We start from the raw sequence: 21,694 nt of genomic DNA, 5'->3' as shown, positions 1-21,694 counted from the left end.
GGCTCAGTCCTGGACGTGGCGCTGGGCCCACTCGACGAGCGGCCGCAGGGCGCGCCAGTCGTCGCGGATCAGCTCCAGCGCGTCAGGGGTGTGGATGGCGGGGCCGAAGCCGTGGTGGTGGCGGACCGTGAGCGAGCGGTGGCGCAGCAGCTCGATGCGGGGGTGGTCGGCGTCGTAGCCGCGCGGGGTCGTCTTGAGCCGGTCGCCGCCGACCTCCAGGCCGAGGCCGACGAGCCCCTCGAGGATCGCCTCGAGCTCCGAGCCGTACGTGTCGTGGTCGACGGCCTCGCGGAAGTGCGCGAGCCGCGGGCCGGACGCCTCGTAGAACCCGCCGCCGGTCATCAGGCCCTGGGGCGCCAGCTGCACGTACCAGCCGGTCGAGGGCGCGACGCCGACGAAGCCGCCCTGGTGGGTCTTGTAGGGCGTCTTGTCCTTGCTGAACCGGACGTCGCGGTAGGGCCGGAACACCTTCATCCGGCCGAACTCGGGCTCGAGCGCGGCGGCGAGGGCCTCGAACGGCGCCTTCACGCTCTCGGCGTAGACGTGCTTGTGGGCCTCCCAGAACGACTTGGTGTTGTCGACCTCGAGGTCGTCGTAGAAGTCGAGCGCCGCCACGGGGAAGCCTTCGAACGTCACGCGCTCCAGCCTAGGCGGGCGAGCGAGGTCGTCCTCGGGCGGACGGTCCCCGGGTCAGAGCGAGCCCGCGCGGCTCTCCTTCGTCTGGTCGACGTAGAGGCGGCCCTTCGGCAGGCCGCCGCCGGTGCGGATCGCGACGGAGGTCTGCAGCGTGATGCCGCGCGTGGTCGCCAGGCACGACGCCGGCACGGTGACGCTGAGGGTGCTGGTGGTCGCGGACGCCTTCATGCCGCGGCACTTCGGCGCGGACGGACGGTCGGTCTGGTCGACCTCGACCGTCGTCGTCCGCCCCCGGTTGCTCGACGTCCACGTGACGTAGGTGCCACCGCAGCCGTCCGCCTTCGCGCCGCACAGCTCGAAGACCACGCCGGCGCTGTCCCTGGCGTCGGTGAGCCGGACGTCCCGGATCGGCCTCACGGTGCGCACCTTCAGCACGACCTTCGAGCCCGACCGCACCGCGCTGGAGGAGAGGATGTCGGCGCTCTGCCGCTCGGACGCCTTGGGCGTGCGGCTGCTCGCCATGGCGTCGCCCTTCGGGTCGCTGACGGAGAGGCCGCCCGCGGCGTCCGCGGGAGTCGTGGGGAGGCCGGCGCCGAGCACCGTCGCGGTCACGAGGGCGGCGAGGGCGGCGAGGGCGGCGAGGGACTGGCTGCGGGACTGGCTGCGGGACTGGCTGCGGGAGAGGCGACGGGGGAGCGCGATCATGGCGCCATCCTGGCGACGACCCCTTGAAGGAGTCTTGAGATGCGCCGAGGTGGCCCCGCCCCGATCGGAGGCGGCGGCCACCCCGGGGGACGCGACAGGGAGGCCGCGTCCGGCGCCCGCCGGGGGTTGCTGGCGGGCGTCGTCGACGGTACGTGCGACGCCGCGTCGGGCCGGATTCGGAGCCTCCCCCGGAGGTGGGGGCGAATGACCGACGTCACGCTGGTTCCGCGGGTCGCAGCATCGATGCAGAGGCGGTCGCAGCGGACGTCCCTGATCGCTAGTGTGCAGACGTCTCCGAGCGAAAGCAGGCTGGCATGTCCCGTCCCGCGACTCCGCCCACTTCGTCGCGACGTGCCGTGCTGCGGTCCGCAGCCTGGGCGGCCCCCGCGATCACGGTCATCTCGGCCGCGCCGGCCTTCGCAGAGTCGGCTGCGCCGACCGTCGTGGTCACGTCCAACCCGGACGGCTACGGCACGGGCTCTCTCGGCACGAGCGGGCCGAGTGCGGCGTCCCTGATCGTCTTCTTCGAGGTGACGATCTCCGCCAGTCCCCCCGGCCTCTCAAAGGTCGAGGCCCTGGTCCGCCCGGCCACACCAGGCCCCTATCTCGTGACGGGGGAGACGTACTCAGGGGCGGTTCGGCCGGGCGGCACCTCGTGGACCGGCCCCTCGGACTACGCCGAGTGGGCGACTGCTTTCTCTCCCGCTGGGCAGCACGACTCGTTCGTGTTCGTGCGGACCTCGTCGTCGGGGATCACCGCGGCCAGCCTCAAGTTCGCCTGCTTCAGATCTGATGCAGCCGTCCCGCTTCAGGTCGTCATCACGCCGTATCGTGCGGTGGCGGGGCAGGACGTCGGACTACCTGCGGTGACGGTGTCGTACGCCCGCTCGTCGACCGACCCCTTCATCTCGACGACCATCACCTGAGCCCTGCGCAGGCCGTTCGCCCAGAGGGAGATGGAGCGGATGACGAGACTCGAACTCGCGACATCGACCTTGGGAAGGTCGCGCTCTACCAACTGAGCTACATCCGCAATGCCGGCTGACCGGCGGGTGGGATGTTACCCCAGGGGCCGGCGCGGACGGCCGGTGGTGTCACAGCGGCGGCGAGCCGAGCCCGTGGGTCGGTGGGAGTGCAGGATGGCCGAGGCGGACGTCGTCCAGTCGCGGGTCGGCGCAGCGGGCGCGGTCGGGGTTGCGGTCGGCGTGGCACGACGGAGCCTCATGCCCGTCCCGGCTGGGGGCCGGTCCGGCTGGGGTCGGCTTGCGTGACGCGTACGGCACGTCGTTCGGCCCGTCGAGGTGCCGTAGGCGTCACGGAGCGCAGGAATCCCCGGATATCCGGGGATTCCTGCGCTGTCAGCCCCGCGGATCGACCAGCCCCGCGTACCGCGGGCTGAGCCCGTCGCCGGACGAGCGTCCGGTGAGCCGACGCGTCACCCAGGGGCCGAGCTCGTCGCGGGTCCAGCGGGCGTCGTCGAGCACGCGGCCGACCCGGCCGCGGCGGGGGAGCGGCGGCAGCGGGAGCGGGGCGAGGTCGTGCTCGACGCCGAGCACGTCGAGCACCGCGATCGCCATCCGCTGGTGCCCGACCGGGCCCATGTGCAGCCGGTCGGCCGACCAGTAGCGCGGATCGCGGTACTCGCGCAGCGTCCAGAAGTCGACGACGTCCGCTCCCTGCCGTGCTGCGAGGGCGCGCACGAGGTCGGCGTAGCGCTCGAAGCGGGAGCGCAGGGGGCGGTAGATCGCGGAGTCGCCGGTGTCGGCGGGCGTCCACACGAGCACGCGGGCGCCGCCGGCGCGCAGCCGGGCGACGGCGTCCTCGAGCGCGGCGGCGAGCGCGTCGACGTCGACCCGCGGCCGGAGGATGTCGTTGCCGCCGGCGTAGAGCGTGACGAGGTCCGGCGCGAGCGCGAGGGCGGGGTCGAGTTGCTCGGCGAGGATGGCGGGGAGCTTGCGCCCGCGGATCGCCAGGTTGGCGTAGCCGAACGGCTCGGCGGGCGGCGTCGCGGCGGCGAGCACGTCGGCGACCCGGTCGGCCCAGCCGCGCACGCCGTGCGGACGCGTCGGGTCGAGGTCGCCCACGCCCTCGGTGAAGGAGTCGCCGAGGGCGACGTAGCGACGGAAGGGCTGCGGCACGGGCCGAGCCTGCCACCCGCCGCGGGACGTCGACGACCGGGGGGATGCGTCACGCACTAGGCTCGCGCGCGTGCTGCTCTCCGACCGGGACATCGTGGCCGAGCTCGACGCCGGCCGCATCGGGCTCGACCCGTGGGACCCCGCGATGCTCCAGCCCTCGTCGATCGACGTGCGGCTCGACCGCTACTTCCGCGTCTTCGACAACCACAAGTACCCCTCGATCGACCCGGCGGCCGACCAGTCCGACCTGACCCGCGAGGTCGAGCCCGAGGGCGACGAGCCGTTCATCCTGCACCCCGGCGAGTTCGTGCTCGGCTCCACCTACGAGACCGTGACCCTGCCCGACGACATCGCCGCGCGCGTCGAGGGCAAGTCGTCGCTGGGCCGCCTGGGCCTGCTCACCCACGCGACGGCCGGCTTCGTCGACCCCGGCTTCTCCGGCCACGTGACGCTCGAGCTCGCCAATGTCGCGACCCTGCCGATCAAGCTCTACCCCGGCATGAAGATCGGCCAGTTCTGCTTCTTCCGGCTGTCCTCGCCGAGCGAGCACCCGTACGGCTCGGAGAAGTACGGCTCGCGCTACCAGGGCCAGCGCGGTCCGACGCCGTCGCGCAGCTTCCAGCGGTTCCACCGCACGTCGATCTGACGACCGTCCGACGCAGCCTCGCGAGTGAGGTAAGCCTAAGTTAGGCTTGCCTCACTCGATCGAGGAGGTCGTCGTGACCATCGCCCCCACCCGCCCCGTCGACGCCGGACGCCCGCTCCTGCTCGCCGACGTCGAGGTCGCCGCCGTCCGGCGCCTCGCCCCGTCGTTCGTGCGCCTCGAGCTCGTCGGGCCCGACCTCGACGGGCCGCACGGCCTCGGCGTCGACGGGCCCTGGCTCGACCAGCGGATCAAGCTCGTCCTGCCCGTCGGCGACACCGCGCCGCGGCCGGTCGCCCTGCTGCCCGACGACTGGCACGCCGCCTGGCGCGCCCTGCCGGCCGCCGAGCGCGGGGCGATGCGCACCTACACCGTGCGCGACGTGCTCGAGCGGGACGACGTGCGGCGGCTGGTCGTCGACGTCGTGGTGCACGAGGACGCCCCCGGGACGCCCCAGGGCCCCGGCTGCCGCTGGGCGCTGGCGGCCCGTCCGGGCGACCGCGTCGGCCTGATCGCGCCGCGGCGCGGCCATGCCTTCGGCGGGATCGAGTTCCTCCCGCCGCGCCCGCCCGGCCCGGACGCGCCGGTCCTGCTCGTCGGCGACGAGACCGCGCAGCCGGCGATCGCCGGCATCCTGCGCGACCTGCCCGCCGACGCCCGCGGCCACGCCGTCGTCGAGCTGCCCACGCGCGCCGACGTCGAGGCCCTCGCCCCGCTGACCCCGGCCCCGGACGGCGTCGAGGTCGTGTGGCTGGCCCGCGAGCGCGGCGAGCGGGGCACGGCGCTCGCGGCCGCCGTCCTCGCGCTGCTCGGGCTCGACGCGCCGCGCACCACGGACGGGCTCGAGATCGACCCCGACCTGTGGGAGACCGCCGCCCACTCCGCCTCCGGCGAGCCGCTCGTCGCGGCGCCCGCGGCGGGGGCGACGCCGACCCACCCGGCCCTCGTCGACCGCTACGCCTGGATCGCGGGCGAGGCGGGCGTCGTCACGGGGCTGCGTCGCACCCTGGTGCGCGAGCACGGCATGCCGCGCCGCGACGTCGCCTTCATGGGCTACTGGCGGCAGGGGCGGTCGTGCCCCCTCGGGTGAGGCTGCCCTCAGTCGGGCGCGGCTAGCGTCGCGAAGGTTTGGCGTACGACCGCTCGGGGTCGTCCCGGACCGGACGCACTCGGACCGACCCCGAAGGAGCACCATGGTCCCCCCGCCCCTGGCGACCACCCTGATCGACGCCGCGCCGATCGACTACCTGATCGTCGCGCTCTACTTCGCGGTCGTCCTCGGCATCGGCGTCGTGGCCCGCCGCCAGGTCTCCGACTCGGTCGACTTCTTCCTCTCCGGGCGCTCCCTGCCCGCCTGGGTCACCGGCCTGGCGTTCGTCTCGGCGAACCTCGGCGCGGTCGAGATCATGGGCATGTCGGCCAACGGCGCCCAGTTCGGCCTGCCGGCCGTCCACTACTTCTGGATCGGCGCGATCCCGGCCATGCTCTTCCTGGGCGTGGTGATGATGCCGTTCTACTACGGCTCGAAGGTGCGCTCGGTGCCCGAGTTCATGCGCCGCCGCTTCGGCACCGGCGCCCACCTGGTCAACGCGCTCAGCTTCGCGCTCGCCCAGCTGCTGATCGCCGGCGTCAACCTCTACCTGCTCGGCAGCATCGTGCACGCCCTGCTCGGCTGGCCGCTGTGGGTCGCGCTCATCGTCGCAGCCGTCATCGTGCTCTCCTACATCACCCTCGGCGGGCTCTCGGCGGCGATCTACAACGAGGTGCTGCAGTTCTTCGTGATCGTCGCCGCCCTGCTGCCGCTGACGCTGCTCGGCCTGCATCGCGTGGGCGGCTGGAACGGCCTGCAGGACAAGATCACGGCCGCCGCGAACGCGAACCCGGGCACGATCGCCCCCGCCGCCGACCAGCTCAACTCCTGGCCCGGCACCGCGCTCACCGGCTTCTCCTCCGACTTCCTCTCCGTCGTCGGCATCGTCTTCGGCCTCGGCTTCGTGCTCTCCTTCGGCTACTGGACGACGAACTTCGTCGAGGTGCAGCGCGCGATGGCGACCGACTCGATCTCCTCGGCCCGCAAGACCCCGATCATCGGCGCCTTCCCGAAGATCCTCGTCCCGTTCATCACGATCCTCCCGGGCATGATCGCGGCGGTCTACGTCACCGAGATCGCCGACCTGAAGGCCGGGCAGAGCGTGCCGGGCGGGGCGTCCGGCGACGGCGTCACGTACAACGACGCGCTCATCTACCTGATGCGCGACCTGCTGCCCAACGGCCTGCTCGGCCTGGCCATCACCGGTCTGCTGGCGGCGTTCATGGCCGGCATGGCGGCGAACATCTCGGCCTTCAACACCGTGCTCAGCTACGACCTGTGGCAGCAGTACGTCGTCAAGGACCGCGCCGACGACTACTACCTCAAGGTCGGACGCCTGGCGACGGTGGCGGCCACGGTCATCGCGATCTTCACCGCGACGCTGGCGGCCAACTTCAGCAACATCATGAACTACCTGCAGACGCTCTTCGGGTTCTTCAACGCCCCGCTCTTCGCGACGTTCATCCTCGGCATGTTCTGGAAGCGGATGACCGCGACGGCCGGCTGGGTCGGCCTCAGCGCCGGCACGCTCTCGGCGGTGCTGGTCGCGTTCCTGAGCGAGGACGCCTTCGGCTCGCTGAGCACGGGCCTGATCCCGGTGAGCGGGCAGGGCGCGTCGTTCGTCGCGGCCGGCGCGGCCTTCGTCGTCGACATCGTGCTCAGCGTCGTCGTCTCGCTGGTGACCAAGCCCAAGCCGGCCGAGGAGCTGCGCGGCCTCGTCTACTCCGAGACCGCACGGGAGGACCTCGTCGACCCCGCCGAGGCCGGCTACCCGTGGTACCGCCGGACGATGCCGCTGGCCGGCATCGCGCTGGTCGTCGTCGTCGCCCTGAACTTCGCGTTCTGACCCGCACCCCGACTCCCGAAAGGCGGAAGCCATGGCCTCCCCCGGACGCACCCGCACCGCGGGCCTCTTCGACATCCGCACCATCATCGGCGGCCTGCTCGGCGTGTACGGCGTCCTGCTGACGCTGATGGGCCTCTTCGGCGACGCCGAGGAGGAGAAGACCGGCGGCATCAACGCCAACCTCTGGGCGGGCCTGGTGCTGCTCGTGGTGGGCGTCGCGTTCGTCGCCTGGGCCCGGCTGCGCCCCGTGCAGGTGCCGGCCGACGCCGGCGCCGACGACGCCTGAGCCACGGACTCCGGGGCCGTCCGAAGGCCCCAGGCAAGCCTTCCCTTGCTGCGTTTCCGCAGGTCAGGGCAGCCTTCGCTGCGTGATGTGTTCCACATCACAGACCCTCCCCCGAGGCCTGGGCTGGGGGTCGGACGCGGGGAAGCATGGGTGATGGAGCGGCGGATCGATTCGGGCATCCGCCCCCTACCCGTCAGGAGCTGATCATGGCCACCACCCAGATCTCCGACCCGGCCGCCTCGACGGCCGCCCGCCACGACGCCTCGGCCGAGCACCGCCTCGACCTGAGCGCCTGGGGGGCCGAGGCGGTCGGCACGTTCGTCCTCGTCCTCGGCGGCGTCGGCGCCGCCGTCCTCGCCGGCGACACGATCGGCGTCGTCGGCGTCGCCCTCGTCTTCGGTCTCGTCGTCACCGCCATGGGCTCGGCCGTCGGCCACCTCTCCGGCGGCCACTTCAACCCGGCCGTCACCGTCGGCATGGCCTTCGCCGGACGCCTGCCCGCCGCCCAGGTCGTCCCCTACCTGATCGCCCAGCTCGCGGGCGGCACCCTCGGCGCGGCCGTCCTCTACGAGATCGCCTCGGGTCGACCGGCCGGCGCCACGGGCGCGGGCTTCGCGACGAACGGCTACGGCGCGCAGTCGCCGGGCGGCTTCAGCCTGACTAGCGCGTTCCTCGCCGAGGCCGTGCTCACCGGCGTGTTCGTGCTCGTGATCGCGCTGGTCACCGCCTCCGACCACCCGACGGCGCTGACCCCGCTCGTCATCGGCCTCACCCTCACCTCGCTGATCCTGGTGGCCGCGCCGGTCACGAACGCCTCGCTCAACCCGGTGCGCTCGCTCGCGCCGGCCTGGTTCGTGCCGTCGTCCCTGCACGAGCAGTGGGTGTTCGTCCTCGCGCCGCTGCTCGGCGGCGCCGTGGCGGGCCTGATCGCCCGCAGCTGGCGCACCGCGACCGCCTGAGCGCGGCACCTCTCGAGACACGCGGCCGGCCCCCTTCGTGGGGGCCGGCCGCGTCGCCGTCCGTGCGGCGGCTCAGCGCAGCGTCGGCAGCGTCAGGCTGGACGGCGTGCGGCCGCCGCTGTGCACCGTGATCACGCCGAGCTGCCCCAGCAGGCCCGGCAGCGGCGAGAGCAGGTGCGGGGTGTCGAACGCCTGCACCGCAAGGCGCAGCCGGTGGCCGGGGGCGATGCGCGCCGCGGTCGGGAAGACCTCGACGTCGACCGGCGCGATCCGCCCTGCGGCGAGCGGCTGGCGCGACTCCCGGGTGAAGGGGTGGAACGGCTGGATCAGCCGGCCGTCGAGGTAGCGCGAGCGGGCCCGGTCGAGCTGGCGCAGGGAGATGACCTGCCAGCCGCCGGTGAGCCGCGAGACGGTGCCGTCGGGGGCGACGTCCTCGACGGCCACCGAGAGCAGACCGTCGCCGGTGGTGCTCGAGACGTAGAGCCGGGCCCCGATCGGCCCCTGCACCGACAGCCCGCGCCGCAGCGGGGCGGTCTCGAACGTCAGGCCGGCCAGGTCGTTGAGCCGGTTGTCGGTCAGGCACGGGTTCGGCACCGGGAAGGCGTTCGGGACGCCGGCCGTCCACTGGTTCGTCGAGCGGCTGCACAGTCCGGCCAGCGGCACCGGCGGCAACGCCGACGCGCCAGGCTGCGCCGAGGCCGCGTTGCCCGTCAGGCCGCCGGCCCGGACCACCGGTGTGGAGGCGCCGGAGAGCAGCAGCCGGGTGGCGCGCTGCCGGCCGTCGACCCACCGCTGGCCGGTGCGCCAGACGCCGCTGCCCTGCTCGTAGTAGGTGAGCGGCGGGATGTCGGCGTCCAGGGAGGGGTCCGGCAGTCCCTTGACGTAGTGGTCGAACCAGCGCAGCTGGAGCTCCTGGAGGCTGCCGTGGCCGGCCTGCTCGAGTCCGGCGCCCGAGGAGCCCTGCAGGTGGTCCCACGGCCCGATGACCATCTTCACCGGGACGCCCTGCTGCTGGAGGCGCTCGAAGAGCAGCGGCGTGCCGCGCTGGAAGAGGTCGTACTCGCCGCTGACCAGGAAGGTCGGCACCTGCACCCGGTCGACGACGTTCAGCGGGCTGCGCTCGGCGTAGAACGGGCCGTCGTAGGCTGGCTCGCCGTCGAGGAGCGCCTTCGGGATGAGCGGTCCCGTGAACGTCGCCAGGCCCACCAGATGGTCGAAGAAGGCCTTGAACCCGGACGCGGGGTCGGTGGCGGTGACAGCCGGCGGCGTGATGCCGGCGCCGGTGACCAGGCCGAGCCAGAGCGGGATGAAGGCCGCGTCGATCTGCCCGCCGCTGGCCACGACGTCGCGGTAGACGTCGCCGCCCGGCACCTGCGGGAAGATCGCCTTGAGCCCGGGCGGCCGGCCGGCGGCCGCGAAGACCTGGCTGATGCCCATGTAGGACGGGCCGGTCATCGCCGTGCGGCCGTCGCTCCACGGCTGGCGGTGCGCCCACGCCATGATCTCGGTGGCGTCGCGGTTCTCGCGGGCGCTGAACGCGCCCCAGGAGCCCTCGCTGCTGCCGGTGCCGCGCGCGTCGACGGTCAGCTGCGCGTAGCCCCGCTTGACCAGGTAGCTGCCGTCGCCGCCGCCGAGCGGCGAGGACGCCAGCACGGTCTTGTTGTAGGCGGTGATCGTGACGACCACGGGCACCCGGCTGGGGATCGCGGTGCCGTCGGCGCCGGCCGGCAGGGTGAGGTCGCCGCGCAGGATCGTCCCGTCGGACATCGGGATCGCGAGGTCGCGGCGGGTGACGGTGCCCGGGTACTGCTCGGCCCGCGGCGTCCAGCCGTCCCGGCGCGCGACGCTCGCGACGCTCGCGACGGGCGCGCGGGACGCGGTGGCGGTGCTGGCGACGACGGCGACCGGTGCCGCGGTGGCGGCGGGGGTGGCGGCCAGGCCGGCCGTGATCGCGGCGAGGACGGCGAGACCCGCGAGGGACGGCCGCGGGGAGCGGGAGCGCGACATGGGGACCTCCTGGTGGCGCGGACCTGCCGAGGCTACGTGTCGACGGTCACGCCGTGGAAGGCGTCCGGCATGCGACGAGGGCCGCCGTCCGGGTGGACGGCGGCCCTCGTCGGGGTGCTGCGCGGCAGCGATCGGCTCAGAGGTCGAAGAGCGAGCCGCCCTTGTTGACGTCGACGTCGGTGCGCGGCTGGTGGGCCTCGCCGCTGCTCGGCTTCGGCGCCGGCTTCGACTCCTCCGCCTCGGCCGCCGGGGTCTCGACCTGCTCGGTCTCCGGCTCGACCTCGGCCGCAGCCTCGGGCTCGGGCGCCGAGGTCTCGACAGGCTCGACCACCGACGCGGCCTCGACCACGGCCGGAGCCGCGATGTCGAACAGCGAGCCGCCGCTGAGGTCGACGGCCGGCTTCGGCGCCTCGGCCTTCGGGGTCTCGGCCACCGGCTCGGCCTCGGCTGCCGGGGTCTCGGCAGGCTCGACCACCGACTCGGCCTTGGCAGGCTCGGCCGAGGCGACGACGTCGAAGAGCGACCCGCCCGAGCCGAGGTCGGCCGCGGGCTTCGCCGGCGCCTCGGCAGGCTGGCCCTCGGCCTTCGGAGCCGGCTCTGCCGCCGGGGCCTTCGCCTCAGCCGGGGTGTCGAAGAGCGACCCGCTGGAGCCGAGGTCGGCCTTCTTCTCCGCCGCGGGCGCGGGGGTGTCGAAGAGCGAGCCGCCTGCCGGCTTCTCGGGGGTCGTCGCCTCGGGCTCGGGAGCGGCGTCGAACAGCGAGCCGCCTGAGGACGCCGGCTTCTTCGGCGCGGGCTCGTCCAGCAGGGCGTCGGGCGAGCCGAACAGCGACGAGCCGTTCGAGTCAGACCCGTTCGAGCCCGAGCCATTCGAGCCGGAGTCGCCGAACAGCGACGAGCCCCCCGACCCGTTCGAGCCGCCGCCGGTGGAGGCCGGGGCAGGCGTCTCGGGTGCGGCCGGCGCCTCCGGCTCGGCGACCAGGGTGGCGGTGCCGCCGCCCGTCGCGGGGGCGGGCTCGGAGCCGCCGGCCGCCTTCGCGACCGGCGCGGCCGCGCCGCCGCCGGCGGTGACGGGAGCGCCCTCGCCCGGCTTCAGCTTCGTGGCCTGCTCGCCCTTGACCGAGGCCAGCAGCATCTGCGCGACGTCGAGCACCTCGACCTCCTCGCGCGCCTCGCCGCGGCTCTGCTTCATCGTCAGGCCGTCGGAGATCATGACGCGGCAGAAGGGGCATCCGACGGCGATCTGGTCGGCGTTCGACTCCACGAGCTCGTCGGTGCGGTTCATGTTGATCCGCGAGCCGAGGTTCTCCTCCATCCACATGCGCGCGCCACCGGCGCCGCAGCAGAAGGAGCGCTCCTTGCTGCGCTCGACCTCGACGAACTCCGCACCCGGCAGCACCTGCAGCAGCTCGCGCGGCGGCGTGTAGACGCCGTTGTGGCGGCCGACGTAGCAGGGGTCGTGGTAGGTGATGGAGCGCTTGTGGGCGCCCGCGCCGGTCTGCACCGGCGTCAACTTGCCCTCGCGGACGAGGCGGTTGAGCAGCTGCGTGTGGTGCACGACCTCGAGCTCGATGCCGAGGTCCTTGTACTCGTTGCGCAGGGTGTTGAAGCAGTGGGCGCAGGTCGAGACGACCTTCTTGACCTTGTACTCCTTCAGCGTCTCGACGTTCTGCTGCGCGAGGCCCTGGAAGAGGAACTCGTTGCCGGCGCGGCGGGCGGAGTCGCCGGTGCAGGTCTCGCCGTTGCCGAGCACGCCGAAGGTGACGCCGGCCATGTCGAGCAGCTCGGCGACGGCCCGCGTCGTCTTCTTCGCACGGTCCTCGTAGGCTCCGGCGCAGCCGACCCAGAACAGCCACTCGACCTCGTCGAGGGACTCGATGTCCTCGCCGACGACCTTGACGTCGAAGGGCAGGTCCTTGGCCCAGTCGAGGCGGTCGTTGGGCGACATGCCCCACGGGTTGCCCTTCGACTCCATCCGCTTGAACAGGCCGTTGAGCTCGGCCGGGAAGTTCGACTCGACGAGCACCTGGTAGCGGCGCATGTCGACGATGTGGTCGACGTGCTCGATGTCGACGGGGCACTGCTGCACGCAGGCGCCGCACGAGGTGCACGACCACAGGACGTCGGAGTCGATGACCGCCGAGGCGTCGTCGGGCATGTAGAACCAGCTGTCACCGGTGTCGCCGACCAGCGGGCGCTCGCCCTCGCGCTGGAGCTCCTCGGGGAGCGCGTCGCGCTGGTCCTCGGGGGTCTGCAGGTAGGGCGCCTTGGCGTAGGCGGCCTCGCGCAGGCCCATGACGAGCAGCTTGGGCGAGAGCGGCTTCTCGGTGTTCCAGGCGGGGCACTGCGACTGGCAGCGGCCGCACTCGGTGCAGGTGGTGAAGTCGAGGATGCCCTTCCACGAGAAGTCCTCGATCGCGCCGACGCCGAGCTTGGAGTCCTCGTCGAGGTCGTCGACGTCGTCGAGGGTGATCGCCTTGCCGCCGGAGGTCAGCGGCTTCGCGGCGCCCAGCGCGGTGCTGCCGTCGGCCTCGCGCTTGAACCAGATGTTCGGCCACGCGGTGAAGCGGTGCCAGGCGATGCCCATCGTCAGGTTCGAGGAGATGACGATCAGCCAGATCATCGCCAGCAGGATCTTGAAGGTCGCGATCGCGAAGATCAGGTTCTCCAGCGAGCCGATCGAGTCGGCGCCGGTGGGGTACCCGAAGATCTGCGCGGTGTAGGAGCTCAGCGGGAAGTGGAAGCGCGTGTACTTCTCCGCGTGCTCGCCGTGGGCCAGGCCGAGGTTGTACTCCGCGCCGCGGATGAACAGGATCGCCGCGCCCTCGAGCAGGGCCATCGCCTCGACGAAGTAGGCCATCCACTGCCGCGAGCCGTAGAAGCGGCTCTGGCGGCCCTGCGAGCGCGGGTGGTTCAGCTGCCGGTAGACGATCAGGAAGACGATGCCGATGGTGCTGAGCAGGCCGATGAACTCGCAGACCCACTCGAACACGAACCAGTGGCCGATGATCGGCAGCGCGAACTCGGGGTCGAAGAGCTGGAAGTAGCCGGTGAAGACCGCCGAGGAGAGGATCAGGAACGCCAGGTAGACGAACCAGTGCATGACGCCGACCCACCGCCACTGGAACATGCGGGTGTGGAGGAACGTCTCCTTGACCATGGTGACGCTGCGGCCGACCGGGTTGGCGGTGCGGTTCGTCGCGGGCTGTCCGATGCGGATGACGCCGAGCATCTTCCGCACGGCCTGCGTCGTCAGCACCACCGCGACGGCGGTCACGGCCAGTGACACGATGATGGCAAAGATCTGCATGCCGGGGTGCGCTCCTCGTCGGTCGGCGGCTCCCCGGGCCGAACGGCCGGGGAGCAGGGTGTGAGCCTAGTGATCCGGGGCCGGGGGTGGCAGGCCCGTCCGCGGGACGAGGGTGATCCTACTAGCAGGTAACTTGCCGGTCAGGCGGATGTGCCGTTCCCCACCCCGGCGGGCGGGTGCCGCCGGAGTGGGGTCGGGACGTGCGGTGACGCGCCGTCAGAGGTCGGCGCGGTAGCCGTCGGCCAGCAGCGAGCCGAGCGACGGGCGCGAGGGCGTCCAGCCGAGCTCGGAGCCGCGGCTGCCGGCGACCTGCTGGTCGAGCAGCAGGGCCTCGGCGAAGGCGGCGCCGAAGCGGCTCTCCGCCTCCTCGCGGGAGCCGGGGACGACGGGGCCCAGGGCCTCGCCGAGGGAGCGGACCGTCGGGTTCTCCGTCGTCGCGCCGAGGTAGGCGCCGCGACCCTGCTCGAGGACGAGCAGGTAGAGGTCGGCGAGGTCGTCGGTGTGCACGGTGGTCCAGTGCTGCGAGCCGTCCCCGACCAGGACGCGGGCACCCGAGTCGTCCTGCGGCGCGTCCACGAGGGTCAGGACCGGGATGCCGGCGCCGTGGCCGTAGACGATGCCGGGCCGGACGACGCTGGTGCGCAGGTCGGCGTCCAGCACCCGCTGCTCCCCGGCCAGCCGCCAGGACGTGATGGTCGGCGGGCTCTGCGGGGAGTCCTCGGTGAGGGCCTCGCCGGAGCCGTGCGTCCAGATGCCGCCGGTGTGGACGAACGGCTTCTCGGTTCCGGCGAACGCGGTGAGCGCGGCGTCGATGACGGAGTCGTTGAGGGCGGCGTCCCCGGCGTCCCCGCCGGCGGCGGTGTGGATCGCGCCGTCGACCTCGCGCAGCCGCTCGGTGAGCCAGGCGGTGTCGAGGAGATCGCCCTCGAGCGCGGTGGCGCCCGCCTCGGCGACCCGTGCGGCGGAGTCGGCGCTGCGCACGACGGCGACGACCTCGTGGTCGGCGGCGCGCAGGCGGCGCAGGACGGCGTTCCCGATGAGGCCGGTGCCTCCAGTCAGCAGGATCTTCATGCCAGGGGAACGGGGGCGGGCGGCGGCGGCTTCCCCGTCGTGCCACCCGGCCGGGTGGGCCCGCGCGCGGCTCAGGAGAGCGTCCGCTCCTCGCGCACCGGGACGAGCGGCACCGCCACCAGTGGGAACAGGGCGGCCACGGCGAAGGTGGCCGCGTAGCCGACGCCCTCGACGGCGAGGCCGGCCAGCGGCGGCACGCACGAGGCGGCCAGGAACTGCGCGGTGTTCTGGACGCCCAGCGCCCGGCCCGACCAGCCGGCGCCGGCGCGCTCGGCCACCGCGGTGAAGGCCAGGCCGTTGTCGGCCACGGTGACCACGGTCGCGACCACCACGAGCGGCACCGCGACAGCGGCGTCGAGGCCGGCGGCCAGGCCGAGCAGCGCCATCGTCAGCGCGGCCGCGATCGAGACCCAGCGCAGCGGACGCAGCCGGCTCGCGACCACGTCGCTGAGCTGGCCCGCGGCGATGCGTCCGAGGGCGCCGGCCACCTGCGCTGCGCCCACCAGGGCGCCGGCGGCTCCGGGCGACCAGTCGCGCTCCTGGACCAGCCAGACCAGCGCGAACGTCCAGACCAGGAACTGAGGCACGACGAGCAGCACCGAGACGCCGTGCACGCGGGCCAGGAAGCCGTCGGCGCGATAGGGGTTCACGCCCTCCGCGTGGGCGCCGGGGGTGCGCGGCGGATCGAGGACGGTCGCGGCCACCAGCACCGTGGCGGCCGCGGCGGCGACGGCGGGGATCAGCAGGGCGGCGCGGAGCCCGGCGTCCTGCGCGGTGGCGGCGATGGACACCGCGGCGACGCCGACGCCGACCGGCTGGGCCATCTGCCGGATGCCCATCGCGAGACCGCGGCGGTGCGGCGGGAACCAGCCGACGACGACGCGGCCGCTGGCCGAGGAGGTGCTCGCGGCCGCCGCGCCCGCGACCGCCAGGGCCGCCCCGAGGAGCACCGGGCTGCCGTCGGCCGCAAGAAGAGCGAGTCCGCCGGCCACCGCGGTGGCGCCGAGGCCGGCGAGCAGCACGAGCCGCTCGCCGGCGCGGTCGGCGAGGGCGCCCCACGCGACCAGCGCCAGCATGACGCCGACCGTCGGGGCTGCGGCCACCGCGCCGGCCTGCGCGAGGCTCAGACCGAGGCGGTCGTGGAGCGTGGGGATGAGGAACGCGGGGCCGTGGATCGTGATCGCGGCCGCCGCCTGCGCGAGGGTCGAGGCGGCGAGGATCGACCAGCGTCGCGCCGCCGACGCCTCCACCGGCGGCGTCGCGCGCGCTCTGACCTCGGTGCCTCCCGTCCCCATCCCGCCAGTACACGCCCCGGACGCCCCGGGCCGACCCTCGATCTCGGTCCGCGACCTGTGGAACGGCGCACATCCGGCGTCCCGGGTCGGCTGGACCGGTATGCCCGTTCTCCTGCCGGCGCGCCCGCGGATCCCTAGGCTGCGGCGGACACACCATGGGGGGACGCATGCGCAGGATCTCGACGACGCTGGCCACGATCGCGGTGGCCTCGGCCGTCGCCGTGCTCGGACCCGCCGGCACGGCCTCCGCGGGACAGGGCTGCATCACGCCCGCCGAGTACGCGAAGGTGAAGAGGGGCATGACCAAGGCCCAGGTGCAGCGCGTCGTCGGCAGCAACGGCGTGCAGGACTGGAGCCGGCGCACCGGCGGGCACACCTACGAGGAGCGCTTCTACTCCGCGTGCCGCGGGCTCGGCGGCGCCGTGATGACGTTCCGCGACGGCCGGCTCAACCTGAAGAAGGCCGCCTGGTGATCCGGGCCTGACCGGCTCCGCCCCACCGGCCTCCCGCGGGCGCGGTCGTCCACAGGCGGTGCGGCGACCGATGCGCTGACCCCACTGGGCTCGGTAGCGTCGCGACACACCCTGCGTGCGCCGATCTCGGGAGGTCCACCCGTGCGCTGCCCCTCACTCGCCCTGCCCGCGTCCCTGCTGACCCTCGCGCTGCTCGCCGGATGCTCGGCCGACGCCGAGCCCGCCGCCGGGCCCCCCGGCTCGCCCCCGACCGGCTCGGCCGCCCCCTCCGCGTCCGGTTCGCCCGCTCCGACGCCTGACGCCTCTGCGTCGGCGCCGGCGACGACCTCCGCCGCCTCCGCGAGTCCGGTGCCCACCGAGGCGCCGGCGGGGGAGAGTGCCGAGGCGTTCATCCGGCGGTGGTTGGCGCTCGAGTTCCAGATGGGCGTGACTGGCGGGACGGAAGCGTTTCTTCGTGTAAGCCGTGGCTGCGTGTCATGCGAGCGCACTGCTGCCGCTATTCGCGGGTTCTATCGACGTGGTGGCTACGTGCGGGGTGGACGAGGCGAAATCGAGCGGCTCAAGCGACTGCCGAGCAAAGAGGGATACGTGGTCCTCTTGGCGGACCTTTCGTACGAGCCGACCGTCTATCGAAAATCCAGTGGCAGTTCCGAGAGTCGGCTGAGGGGTGGGCCGACGACTCGGAAGCTGACCCTCGACCGTGAAGACGGTGAGTGGAACATGTTCGAGTTCACCAACTACCGCACGCGGCTGCCGTGAGCCGGTGCATCGGGCTAGCCAGTTGCAGTCTGGCTCTCGTACTCCTGCTTGCCTCTCCCGCGGTCGCTGATATCGGTAGTGATCTCGGTGGCGTGTACGGACAGACAGAACTCCCACCTGCAGCCGACGGCGCCGACAGTCCAGTCCGATCGACGAGCGGGCCGTCGAGCGTCACCTACAAGGTCGTCGTCCAGTGCCGCGTGGAGGCGGGCGGCGTGTGCGCGGTGCCGCTGGAGTGCATCTCCCCGCCGGGCTCCCTGCGGGCGGTGGTGTTCGCCATCCCGCGCGGCGGGCGCTACCCCGAGGACGCGACGGCGGTCGGGGAGCAGTGCCTCGCCGACGACGCCGTCCCGGCGGCGCAGCCCGTGCTGACGCGGGGTCGGATCGTGCGGGAGTTCCAGCGACTGGCCTGGCCGGCGTCGCGGCTCCTCACCCAGCCGCCTGACGGCACGACGCTGGTGAACCTGCCGACGATCCTGCGCACGACCAACACCGGGGCGTCGCGGAGGGTGGTCACGCTGCTCGGCCAGCAGGTGACGATCGAGGCTCGGCCCGACCGCTACGTCTGGCAGCACGGCGACGGCACCTCGCAGACCACGACGAGTCCTGGGCACCCCTACCCTCGGGCCGGCTACCGCGACGTCACCCACACCTACGCCCGCGCCGCACGGGGAGTGCGGCTGAGCGTCGACACGGTCTACGTCGGGCGGTACCGGGTCGGGAACGGCGCCTGGGTGCCGATCGACCAGCCGCGCACGATCGCCGGGCCGCCGACGGTGCTGCAGGTGCGCACCGCAACGCCGCACCTCACGGGCGGCGACCGGCGCTGAGGTCAGGCGTCCGGTCGTGGCGAGTCGAGGATCAGGGTGATCGGTCCGTCGTTGACCGACTCGACCGCCATGTCGGCGCCGAAGACCCCCGTGGTGACGGTGGTGCCGAGAGCGCGCAGCTCCGCGCAGAACGCCTCGTAGAGCGGCTCGCTCACCGGCCCCGGCGCGGCGGCTCCCCAGCTGGGCCGACGCCCCTTGCGGGCGTCGCCGTAGAGCGTGAACTGGCTGACCACCAGCACGGGCGCGTCGAGCTCGGCGACGCTGCGCTCGTCGCGCAGGATGCGCAGGTCGCGCACCTTGCGAGCCAGCCATGCGACGTCGGCCGGACCGTCGTCATGGGTGATGCCGAGGTAGACGAGCAGGCCGGGGCCCTCGGTGGCGCCGACGACGACGTCGTCGACGCGCACCGAGGCCCGCAGCGTCCGCTGCACGACGGCGCGCACGGGCTCAGCCCTACAGCGCGGAGATCGCCTCGTGGATCGACAGCGTGCGCTGCGCCGACTCGACGTGGAGGTTCTCGACCATGCGGCCGTTGTAGGTGACGACGCCGCTGCCGGCGCCCTCCTCCCATGCCGCGAGGATGCCGCGGGCGTCCTCGACGGCCTGCTCCGACGGTGCGAAGGCGGCGTTGGCGCCCTCGACCTGGCCGGGGTGGATCAGCGTCTTGCCGTCGAAGCCCATCTGCCGGCCCTGCTCGCACTCGGCGAGGAAGCCCTCGACGTTCTTCACGTCGTTGTAGACGCCGTCGAGGATCGCGATGCCGGCCGCGCGGGCCGCGAGCAGCGCTGTGTGCAGGCTCGGCAGGATCGGCGCGCGGCCCGGCACGTGCTCGGCGTAGAGCTCCTTGACCAGGTCGTTGGTGCCCATGACCAGCGCCGAGAGCCGCTGCGAGGCCCGGGCGATCGCCAGGGCGTCGAGGATCGCGACGGGGGTCTCGACCATCGCCCACAGCGTCGTGTGGTCGGGGGCGCCGGCCTTCTCCAGGGCGTCGACGAGCTGGGCCACCTCGGCCGCGCTGTTGACCTTCGGGACGACGACCGCGTGCGGGCCGGCCTGGGCCGCGGCGCGGAGGTCGTCGTCGTGCCACTGGGTGCCGAGGCCGTTGACGCGGATCGTCAGGGTGCGGCGGCCGTACTCGCCGGACGCGGCGGCCGCGGCGGCGGCCTCGCGGGCGGCGGGCTTGGCGTCGGGGGCGACGGCGTCCTCGAGGTCGAGGATGACGGCGTCGATCGGCAGCGTCTTCGCCTTCTCCAGCGCCTTCGCGTTGGAGCTCGGCATGTAGAGGACCGAGCGGAGCGGGGTGAACTCCGGGGTGGAGGCGCTCATCAGGCGTCCACCTCGATCGCGTCGTAGGCGGCCTTGAGCTCGGGGTCGATCGCGGCGAGGCGCTCGGCCAGCTCGACCATGACGAGGCACTGCTTGAGCGAGGCGTCGTCCTCCATCTTGCCGTCGAGCATCACCGCGCCGGTGCCGTCGCCCATGGCGGCGACCACGCGACGGGCGTGCTTGATGTCCTCGACGCTGGGGGAGAACACGCGGTTGGCGATCGCGATCTGCTTGGGGTGCAGGCTCCAGGTGCCGACGCAGCCGAGGAGGAAGGCGTTGCGGAACTGGTCCTCGCAGGCCACCACGTCGGCGATGTCGCCGAACGGGCCGTAGTACGGGTAGATGCCGTGCATGGCGCAGGCGTCGACCATGCGGGCGATCGTGTAGTGCCAGAGGTCCTGCTGGTACGTGGTGCGCGGGGCGGCGATGTCGTCGGCGCTGCTGGACGCGGGGTCCTGCCGCACGAGGTAGCCGGGGTGGCCGCCGCCGACGCGGGTGGTCTTCATCCGGCGGTCGGCCGCGAGGTCGGCGGGGCCGAGGGAGAGGCCCTGCATGCGCGGGGAGGCCGCGCAGATCTCCTCGATGTTGGCCACGCCGCGCGCGGTCTCGAGGATCGCGTGGATCAGGATCGGCCGCTGGAGACCGGCCTTCGCCTCGAGCTGCGCGAGCAGGCGGTCGACGTAGGCGATGTCCTCGGCGCCCTGCACCTTCGGCACCATGACGACGTCGAGCTTGTCGCCGATCGCCGGCACCAGGGTGGTGAGGTCGTCGAGCACCCAGGGGCTGTCGAGGGAGTTGATCCGGGTCCACAGCTGGGTGGGGCCGAAGTCGGTCTCGCGGGCGATGCGCACCAGGCCCTCGCGCGCCGCGACCTTGTTGTCGGCCTTGATGGCGTCCTCGAGGTTGCCGAGCAGGACGTCGACCGTGCCGACCATGGCCGGGATCTTGGCGGCCATCTTCTCGTTGCTGGGGTCGAAGAAGTGGATCGCGCGGCTCGGGCGGGCCGGGATCTCGCGCAGCGGCTCGGGCGCGCCCACGGCGAGGGGCCGGAAGAAGTCCTTGCTGGTTCGCATGGGGCGCACCCTAGTGGCGGCCTCCGACGGCGGCGTATGACGCAGTCGACAGGTCCGGTGGGCGGACGCTCAGACCCGACGTCCGAACAGTCGACGCCAGCCGCGGCGCGGAGCCGGCGGCGGCGCGTCGGCGAGCGCCCGGCGGCGGATCTCCGCGCGACGCTCGCGCCAGGCGTCCAGGGTGGCCTCGACGTCGCGCGGCATGGTGATCAGCGGCGGGCCGTCGACGGGCGTGTAGCGGGCGCGGATGACTCGGGCGTTGAACTCCTCGATCTCGCGGCGCGCCTCGCTCTCGGCGCTGTAGGTGGCGAGCAGGTCGTCGAGCTCGGCGTCGTCCTTGCGCAGCTGCAGCGCCGGCGGCAGGACGCCGGTGATCTGCTCGCGCTCGACGAGCCGCCGCAGCCACCAGTCGGGGTCGTCGCGTCCGTCGAGGTCCGGCAGGGGCTTGCCGGCGCCAGGCAGGTCGTCGAAGTCGCCGCGGGCCATCGCGATGCGGATCTGCTGGTCGACCCAGGTGTGCTGCTGCTCGATCCGCGCCCGCGCGGCGTCCCGCTCCTCAGGGGTGCGGCGCGCGCCCGGCGGCTGGGTCATGCTCCGAGGCTACGACCGCGGCTCAACGGGCGTCCCCGCCCCAGCGGCCGCGGTGCAGGACCTCCTCGAGCGGACGCCGGCGGCGTCGGGCGGGCGATCCGGCGCTGCCGGTCGCGCCCGGGACGTCGTCGGGCAGCCGGTGGCCGAGGGTGATCGCGCCGATCGGCTCGTGGTCGTCGGGGATGCCGAACGCGGCGCGCACGGCCTCGACCCGGGCGGGCGGCACGCCGAAGAAGCAGGCGCCGAGCCCCTCGTCGACGGCCGTCAGCAGGATCAGCAGGCTCGCCATCGCGGTGTCGAGGTCCCAGTACGGCTTGGCCCAGCGCTCCTCGGCGCGGTCGGTCCAGCCCTTGTCGGGCTCGGCGTAGCGCTCGACGTACGCCGCGCGACTGCTGCACGGGAGGATCACGACCGGCGCCGTCATCAGCCCGGCGAGCCAGCGGCCGGGGGCGTCGACGTCGTCGCTGGTGGCGCGCCAGTACCTCTCGACGTCGTCGGGCCGGTCGAGCACCAGGAAGCCCCAGCCCTGGCTGAAGCCCGCGCTGGGAGCATGGGTGGCATGACGGATCGCGCGCTCCACCACCGCGGGGTCGACCGGCGTGGGGGCGTAGCGGCGGACCATGCGGCGGCGCCGGACGACGTCAGCGAACTCCACGGGG

General features: G+C 73.3%; 21 protein-coding genes and 1 tRNA gene. 9 read left to right on the top strand and 13 right to left on the bottom strand.

What is annotated here, in order from left to right; genetic code table 11:
• Positions 1-3 precede the first annotated feature (3 nt).
• Positions 4-636: a DUF2461 domain-containing protein gene (locus K8Z61_RS14730; RefSeq protein WP_224130639.1), complete on the bottom strand. Its 633-nt coding sequence runs from the start codon at positions 634-636 to the stop codon at positions 4-6.
• Positions 637-690: 54 nt separating this feature from the next.
• Positions 691-1,341 (bottom strand): hypothetical protein, encoded by a 651-nt coding sequence (locus K8Z61_RS14725; RefSeq protein WP_224130638.1) that lies wholly within the window; start codon positions 1,339-1,341, stop codon positions 691-693.
• 314 nt (positions 1,342-1,655) lie between these two features.
• Between K8Z61_RS14725 and K8Z61_RS14720 the strand changes: the two genes are divergently transcribed.
• The gene (locus K8Z61_RS14720) at positions 1,656-2,267 is read left to right on the top strand and encodes a hypothetical protein (RefSeq protein ID WP_224130637.1); all 612 of its coding nucleotides are present in this window, start codon (positions 1,656-1,658) and stop codon (positions 2,265-2,267) included.
• Between the two features lie 31 nt (positions 2,268-2,298).
• Here the strand turns inward: K8Z61_RS14720 and K8Z61_RS14715 are convergent.
• Together K8Z61_RS14715 and K8Z61_RS14710 are read right to left on the bottom strand one after the other, a co-directional pair.
• A tRNA-Gly gene (locus tag K8Z61_RS14715) sits at positions 2,299-2,374 on the bottom strand.
• 325 nt (positions 2,375-2,699) lie between these two features.
• Positions 2,700-3,479 carry an SGNH/GDSL hydrolase family protein gene (locus tag K8Z61_RS14710; protein WP_224130636.1) on the bottom strand — a complete coding sequence of 260 codons (780 nt, stop codon included), beginning with the start codon at positions 3,477-3,479 and terminating at the stop codon, positions 2,700-2,702.
• Positions 3,480-3,549: 70 nt separating this feature from the next.
• On the opposite strand from K8Z61_RS14710, the gene dcd reads away from it, so the two are divergent.
• The 5 genes from dcd (at position 3,550) to K8Z61_RS14685 (ending at position 8,303) form a co-directional block, all read left to right on the top strand.
• A complete protein-coding gene (gene dcd, locus K8Z61_RS14705; protein ID WP_224130635.1) occupies positions 3,550-4,125 on the top strand; it encodes a dCTP deaminase in 576 nt (191 codons plus the stop codon).
• A 73-nt stretch (positions 4,126-4,198) separates the two neighbouring features.
• Positions 4,199-5,212 carry a siderophore-interacting protein gene (locus K8Z61_RS14700; RefSeq protein ID WP_224130634.1) on the top strand — a complete coding sequence of 338 codons (1,014 nt, stop codon included), beginning with the start codon at positions 4,199-4,201 and terminating at the stop codon, positions 5,210-5,212.
• Between the two features lie 103 nt (positions 5,213-5,315).
• On the top strand, positions 5,316-7,058 hold the full coding sequence (locus tag K8Z61_RS14695; protein WP_224130633.1) for a sodium:solute symporter family protein: 1,743 nt from the start codon (positions 5,316-5,318) through the stop codon (positions 7,056-7,058).
• Between the two features lie 31 nt (positions 7,059-7,089).
• Positions 7,090-7,344, top strand: coding sequence for a hypothetical protein (locus tag K8Z61_RS14690; protein ID WP_224130632.1), 255 nt, complete (start codon positions 7,090-7,092; stop codon positions 7,342-7,344).
• A gap of 206 nt (positions 7,345-7,550) precedes the next feature.
• The gene (locus K8Z61_RS14685; RefSeq protein WP_224130631.1) at positions 7,551-8,303 is read left to right on the top strand and encodes an aquaporin; all 753 of its coding nucleotides are present in this window, start codon (positions 7,551-7,553) and stop codon (positions 8,301-8,303) included.
• 72 nt (positions 8,304-8,375) lie between these two features.
• Here K8Z61_RS14685 and K8Z61_RS14680 read toward each other — a convergent pair whose 3' ends face one another.
• The 4 genes from K8Z61_RS14680 to K8Z61_RS14665 form a co-directional block, all read right to left on the bottom strand.
• Entirely contained in the window at positions 8,376-10,310 is a 1,935-nt protein-coding gene (locus tag K8Z61_RS14680) for a CocE/NonD family hydrolase (RefSeq protein WP_224130630.1), read from the bottom strand.
• Positions 10,311-10,446: 136 nt separating this feature from the next.
• On the bottom strand, positions 10,447-13,617 hold the full coding sequence (locus tag K8Z61_RS14675) for a (Fe-S)-binding protein (RefSeq protein WP_224130629.1): 3,171 nt from the start codon (positions 13,615-13,617) through the stop codon (positions 10,447-10,449).
• A 216-nt stretch (positions 13,618-13,833) separates the two neighbouring features.
• On the bottom strand, positions 13,834-14,688 hold the full coding sequence (locus tag K8Z61_RS14670; protein WP_224130628.1) for an NAD-dependent epimerase/dehydratase family protein: 855 nt from the start codon (positions 14,686-14,688) through the stop codon (positions 13,834-13,836).
• Positions 14,689-14,759: 71 nt separating this feature from the next.
• On the bottom strand, positions 14,760-15,983 hold the full coding sequence (locus K8Z61_RS14665; protein WP_224130627.1) for an MFS transporter: 1,224 nt from the start codon (positions 15,981-15,983) through the stop codon (positions 14,760-14,762).
• A gap of 167 nt (positions 15,984-16,150) precedes the next feature.
• On the opposite strand from K8Z61_RS14665, the gene K8Z61_RS14660 reads away from it, so the two are divergent.
• The 3 genes from K8Z61_RS14660 to K8Z61_RS14650 all read left to right on the top strand — a co-directional run bounded on the left by K8Z61_RS14660 (position 16,151) and on the right by K8Z61_RS14650 (position 18,045).
• Positions 16,151-16,456: an outer membrane protein assembly factor BamE gene (locus tag K8Z61_RS14660; RefSeq protein ID WP_224130626.1), complete on the top strand. Its 306-nt coding sequence runs from the start codon at positions 16,151-16,153 to the stop codon at positions 16,454-16,456.
• Positions 16,457-16,804: 348 nt separating this feature from the next.
• Positions 16,805-17,215 (top strand): hypothetical protein, encoded by a 411-nt coding sequence (locus tag K8Z61_RS14655; RefSeq protein ID WP_224130625.1) that lies wholly within the window; start codon positions 16,805-16,807, stop codon positions 17,213-17,215.
• A gap of 215 nt (positions 17,216-17,430) precedes the next feature.
• A complete protein-coding gene (locus tag K8Z61_RS14650) occupies positions 17,431-18,045 on the top strand; it encodes a hypothetical protein (RefSeq protein ID WP_224130624.1) in 615 nt (204 codons plus the stop codon).
• 2 nt (positions 18,046-18,047) lie between these two features.
• On the opposite strand, the gene dtd is transcribed toward K8Z61_RS14650, so the two are convergent.
• The 5 genes from dtd to K8Z61_RS14625 form a co-directional block, all read right to left on the bottom strand.
• Positions 18,048-18,488, bottom strand: a complete 441-nt coding sequence (gene dtd / locus K8Z61_RS14645) for a D-aminoacyl-tRNA deacylase (RefSeq protein ID WP_224130623.1) — start codon at positions 18,486-18,488, stop codon at positions 18,048-18,050.
• A 10-nt stretch (positions 18,489-18,498) separates the two neighbouring features.
• The gene (locus K8Z61_RS14640; RefSeq protein WP_224130622.1) at positions 18,499-19,371 is read right to left on the bottom strand and encodes a CoA ester lyase; all 873 of its coding nucleotides are present in this window, start codon (positions 19,369-19,371) and stop codon (positions 18,499-18,501) included.
• The gene (locus tag K8Z61_RS14635; protein ID WP_224130621.1) at positions 19,371-20,444 is read right to left on the bottom strand and encodes a CoA ester lyase; all 1,074 of its coding nucleotides are present in this window, start codon (positions 20,442-20,444) and stop codon (positions 19,371-19,373) included. The genes K8Z61_RS14640 and K8Z61_RS14635 overlap by 1 nt, the downstream gene beginning before the upstream one ends.
• Before the next feature lie 69 nt (positions 20,445-20,513).
• On the bottom strand, positions 20,514-21,035 hold the full coding sequence (locus K8Z61_RS14630; RefSeq protein WP_224130620.1) for a DUF1992 domain-containing protein: 522 nt from the start codon (positions 21,033-21,035) through the stop codon (positions 20,514-20,516).
• Between the two features lie 22 nt (positions 21,036-21,057).
• Complete coding sequence (locus K8Z61_RS14625) at positions 21,058-21,690, bottom strand: nitroreductase family protein (protein WP_224130619.1); 633 nt, start codon at positions 21,688-21,690, stop codon at positions 21,058-21,060.
• Between the last annotated feature and the right edge of the window lie 4 nt (positions 21,691-21,694).

It is taken from the genome of Nocardioides sp. TRM66260-LWL (assembly GCF_020075545.1).
Taxonomy (GTDB): domain Bacteria; phylum Actinomycetota; class Actinomycetes; order Propionibacteriales; family Nocardioidaceae; genus Nocardioides.
Note: the sequence above shows the minus strand (reverse complement) of the source record. Positions and strands in the feature narration are given on the sequence as shown.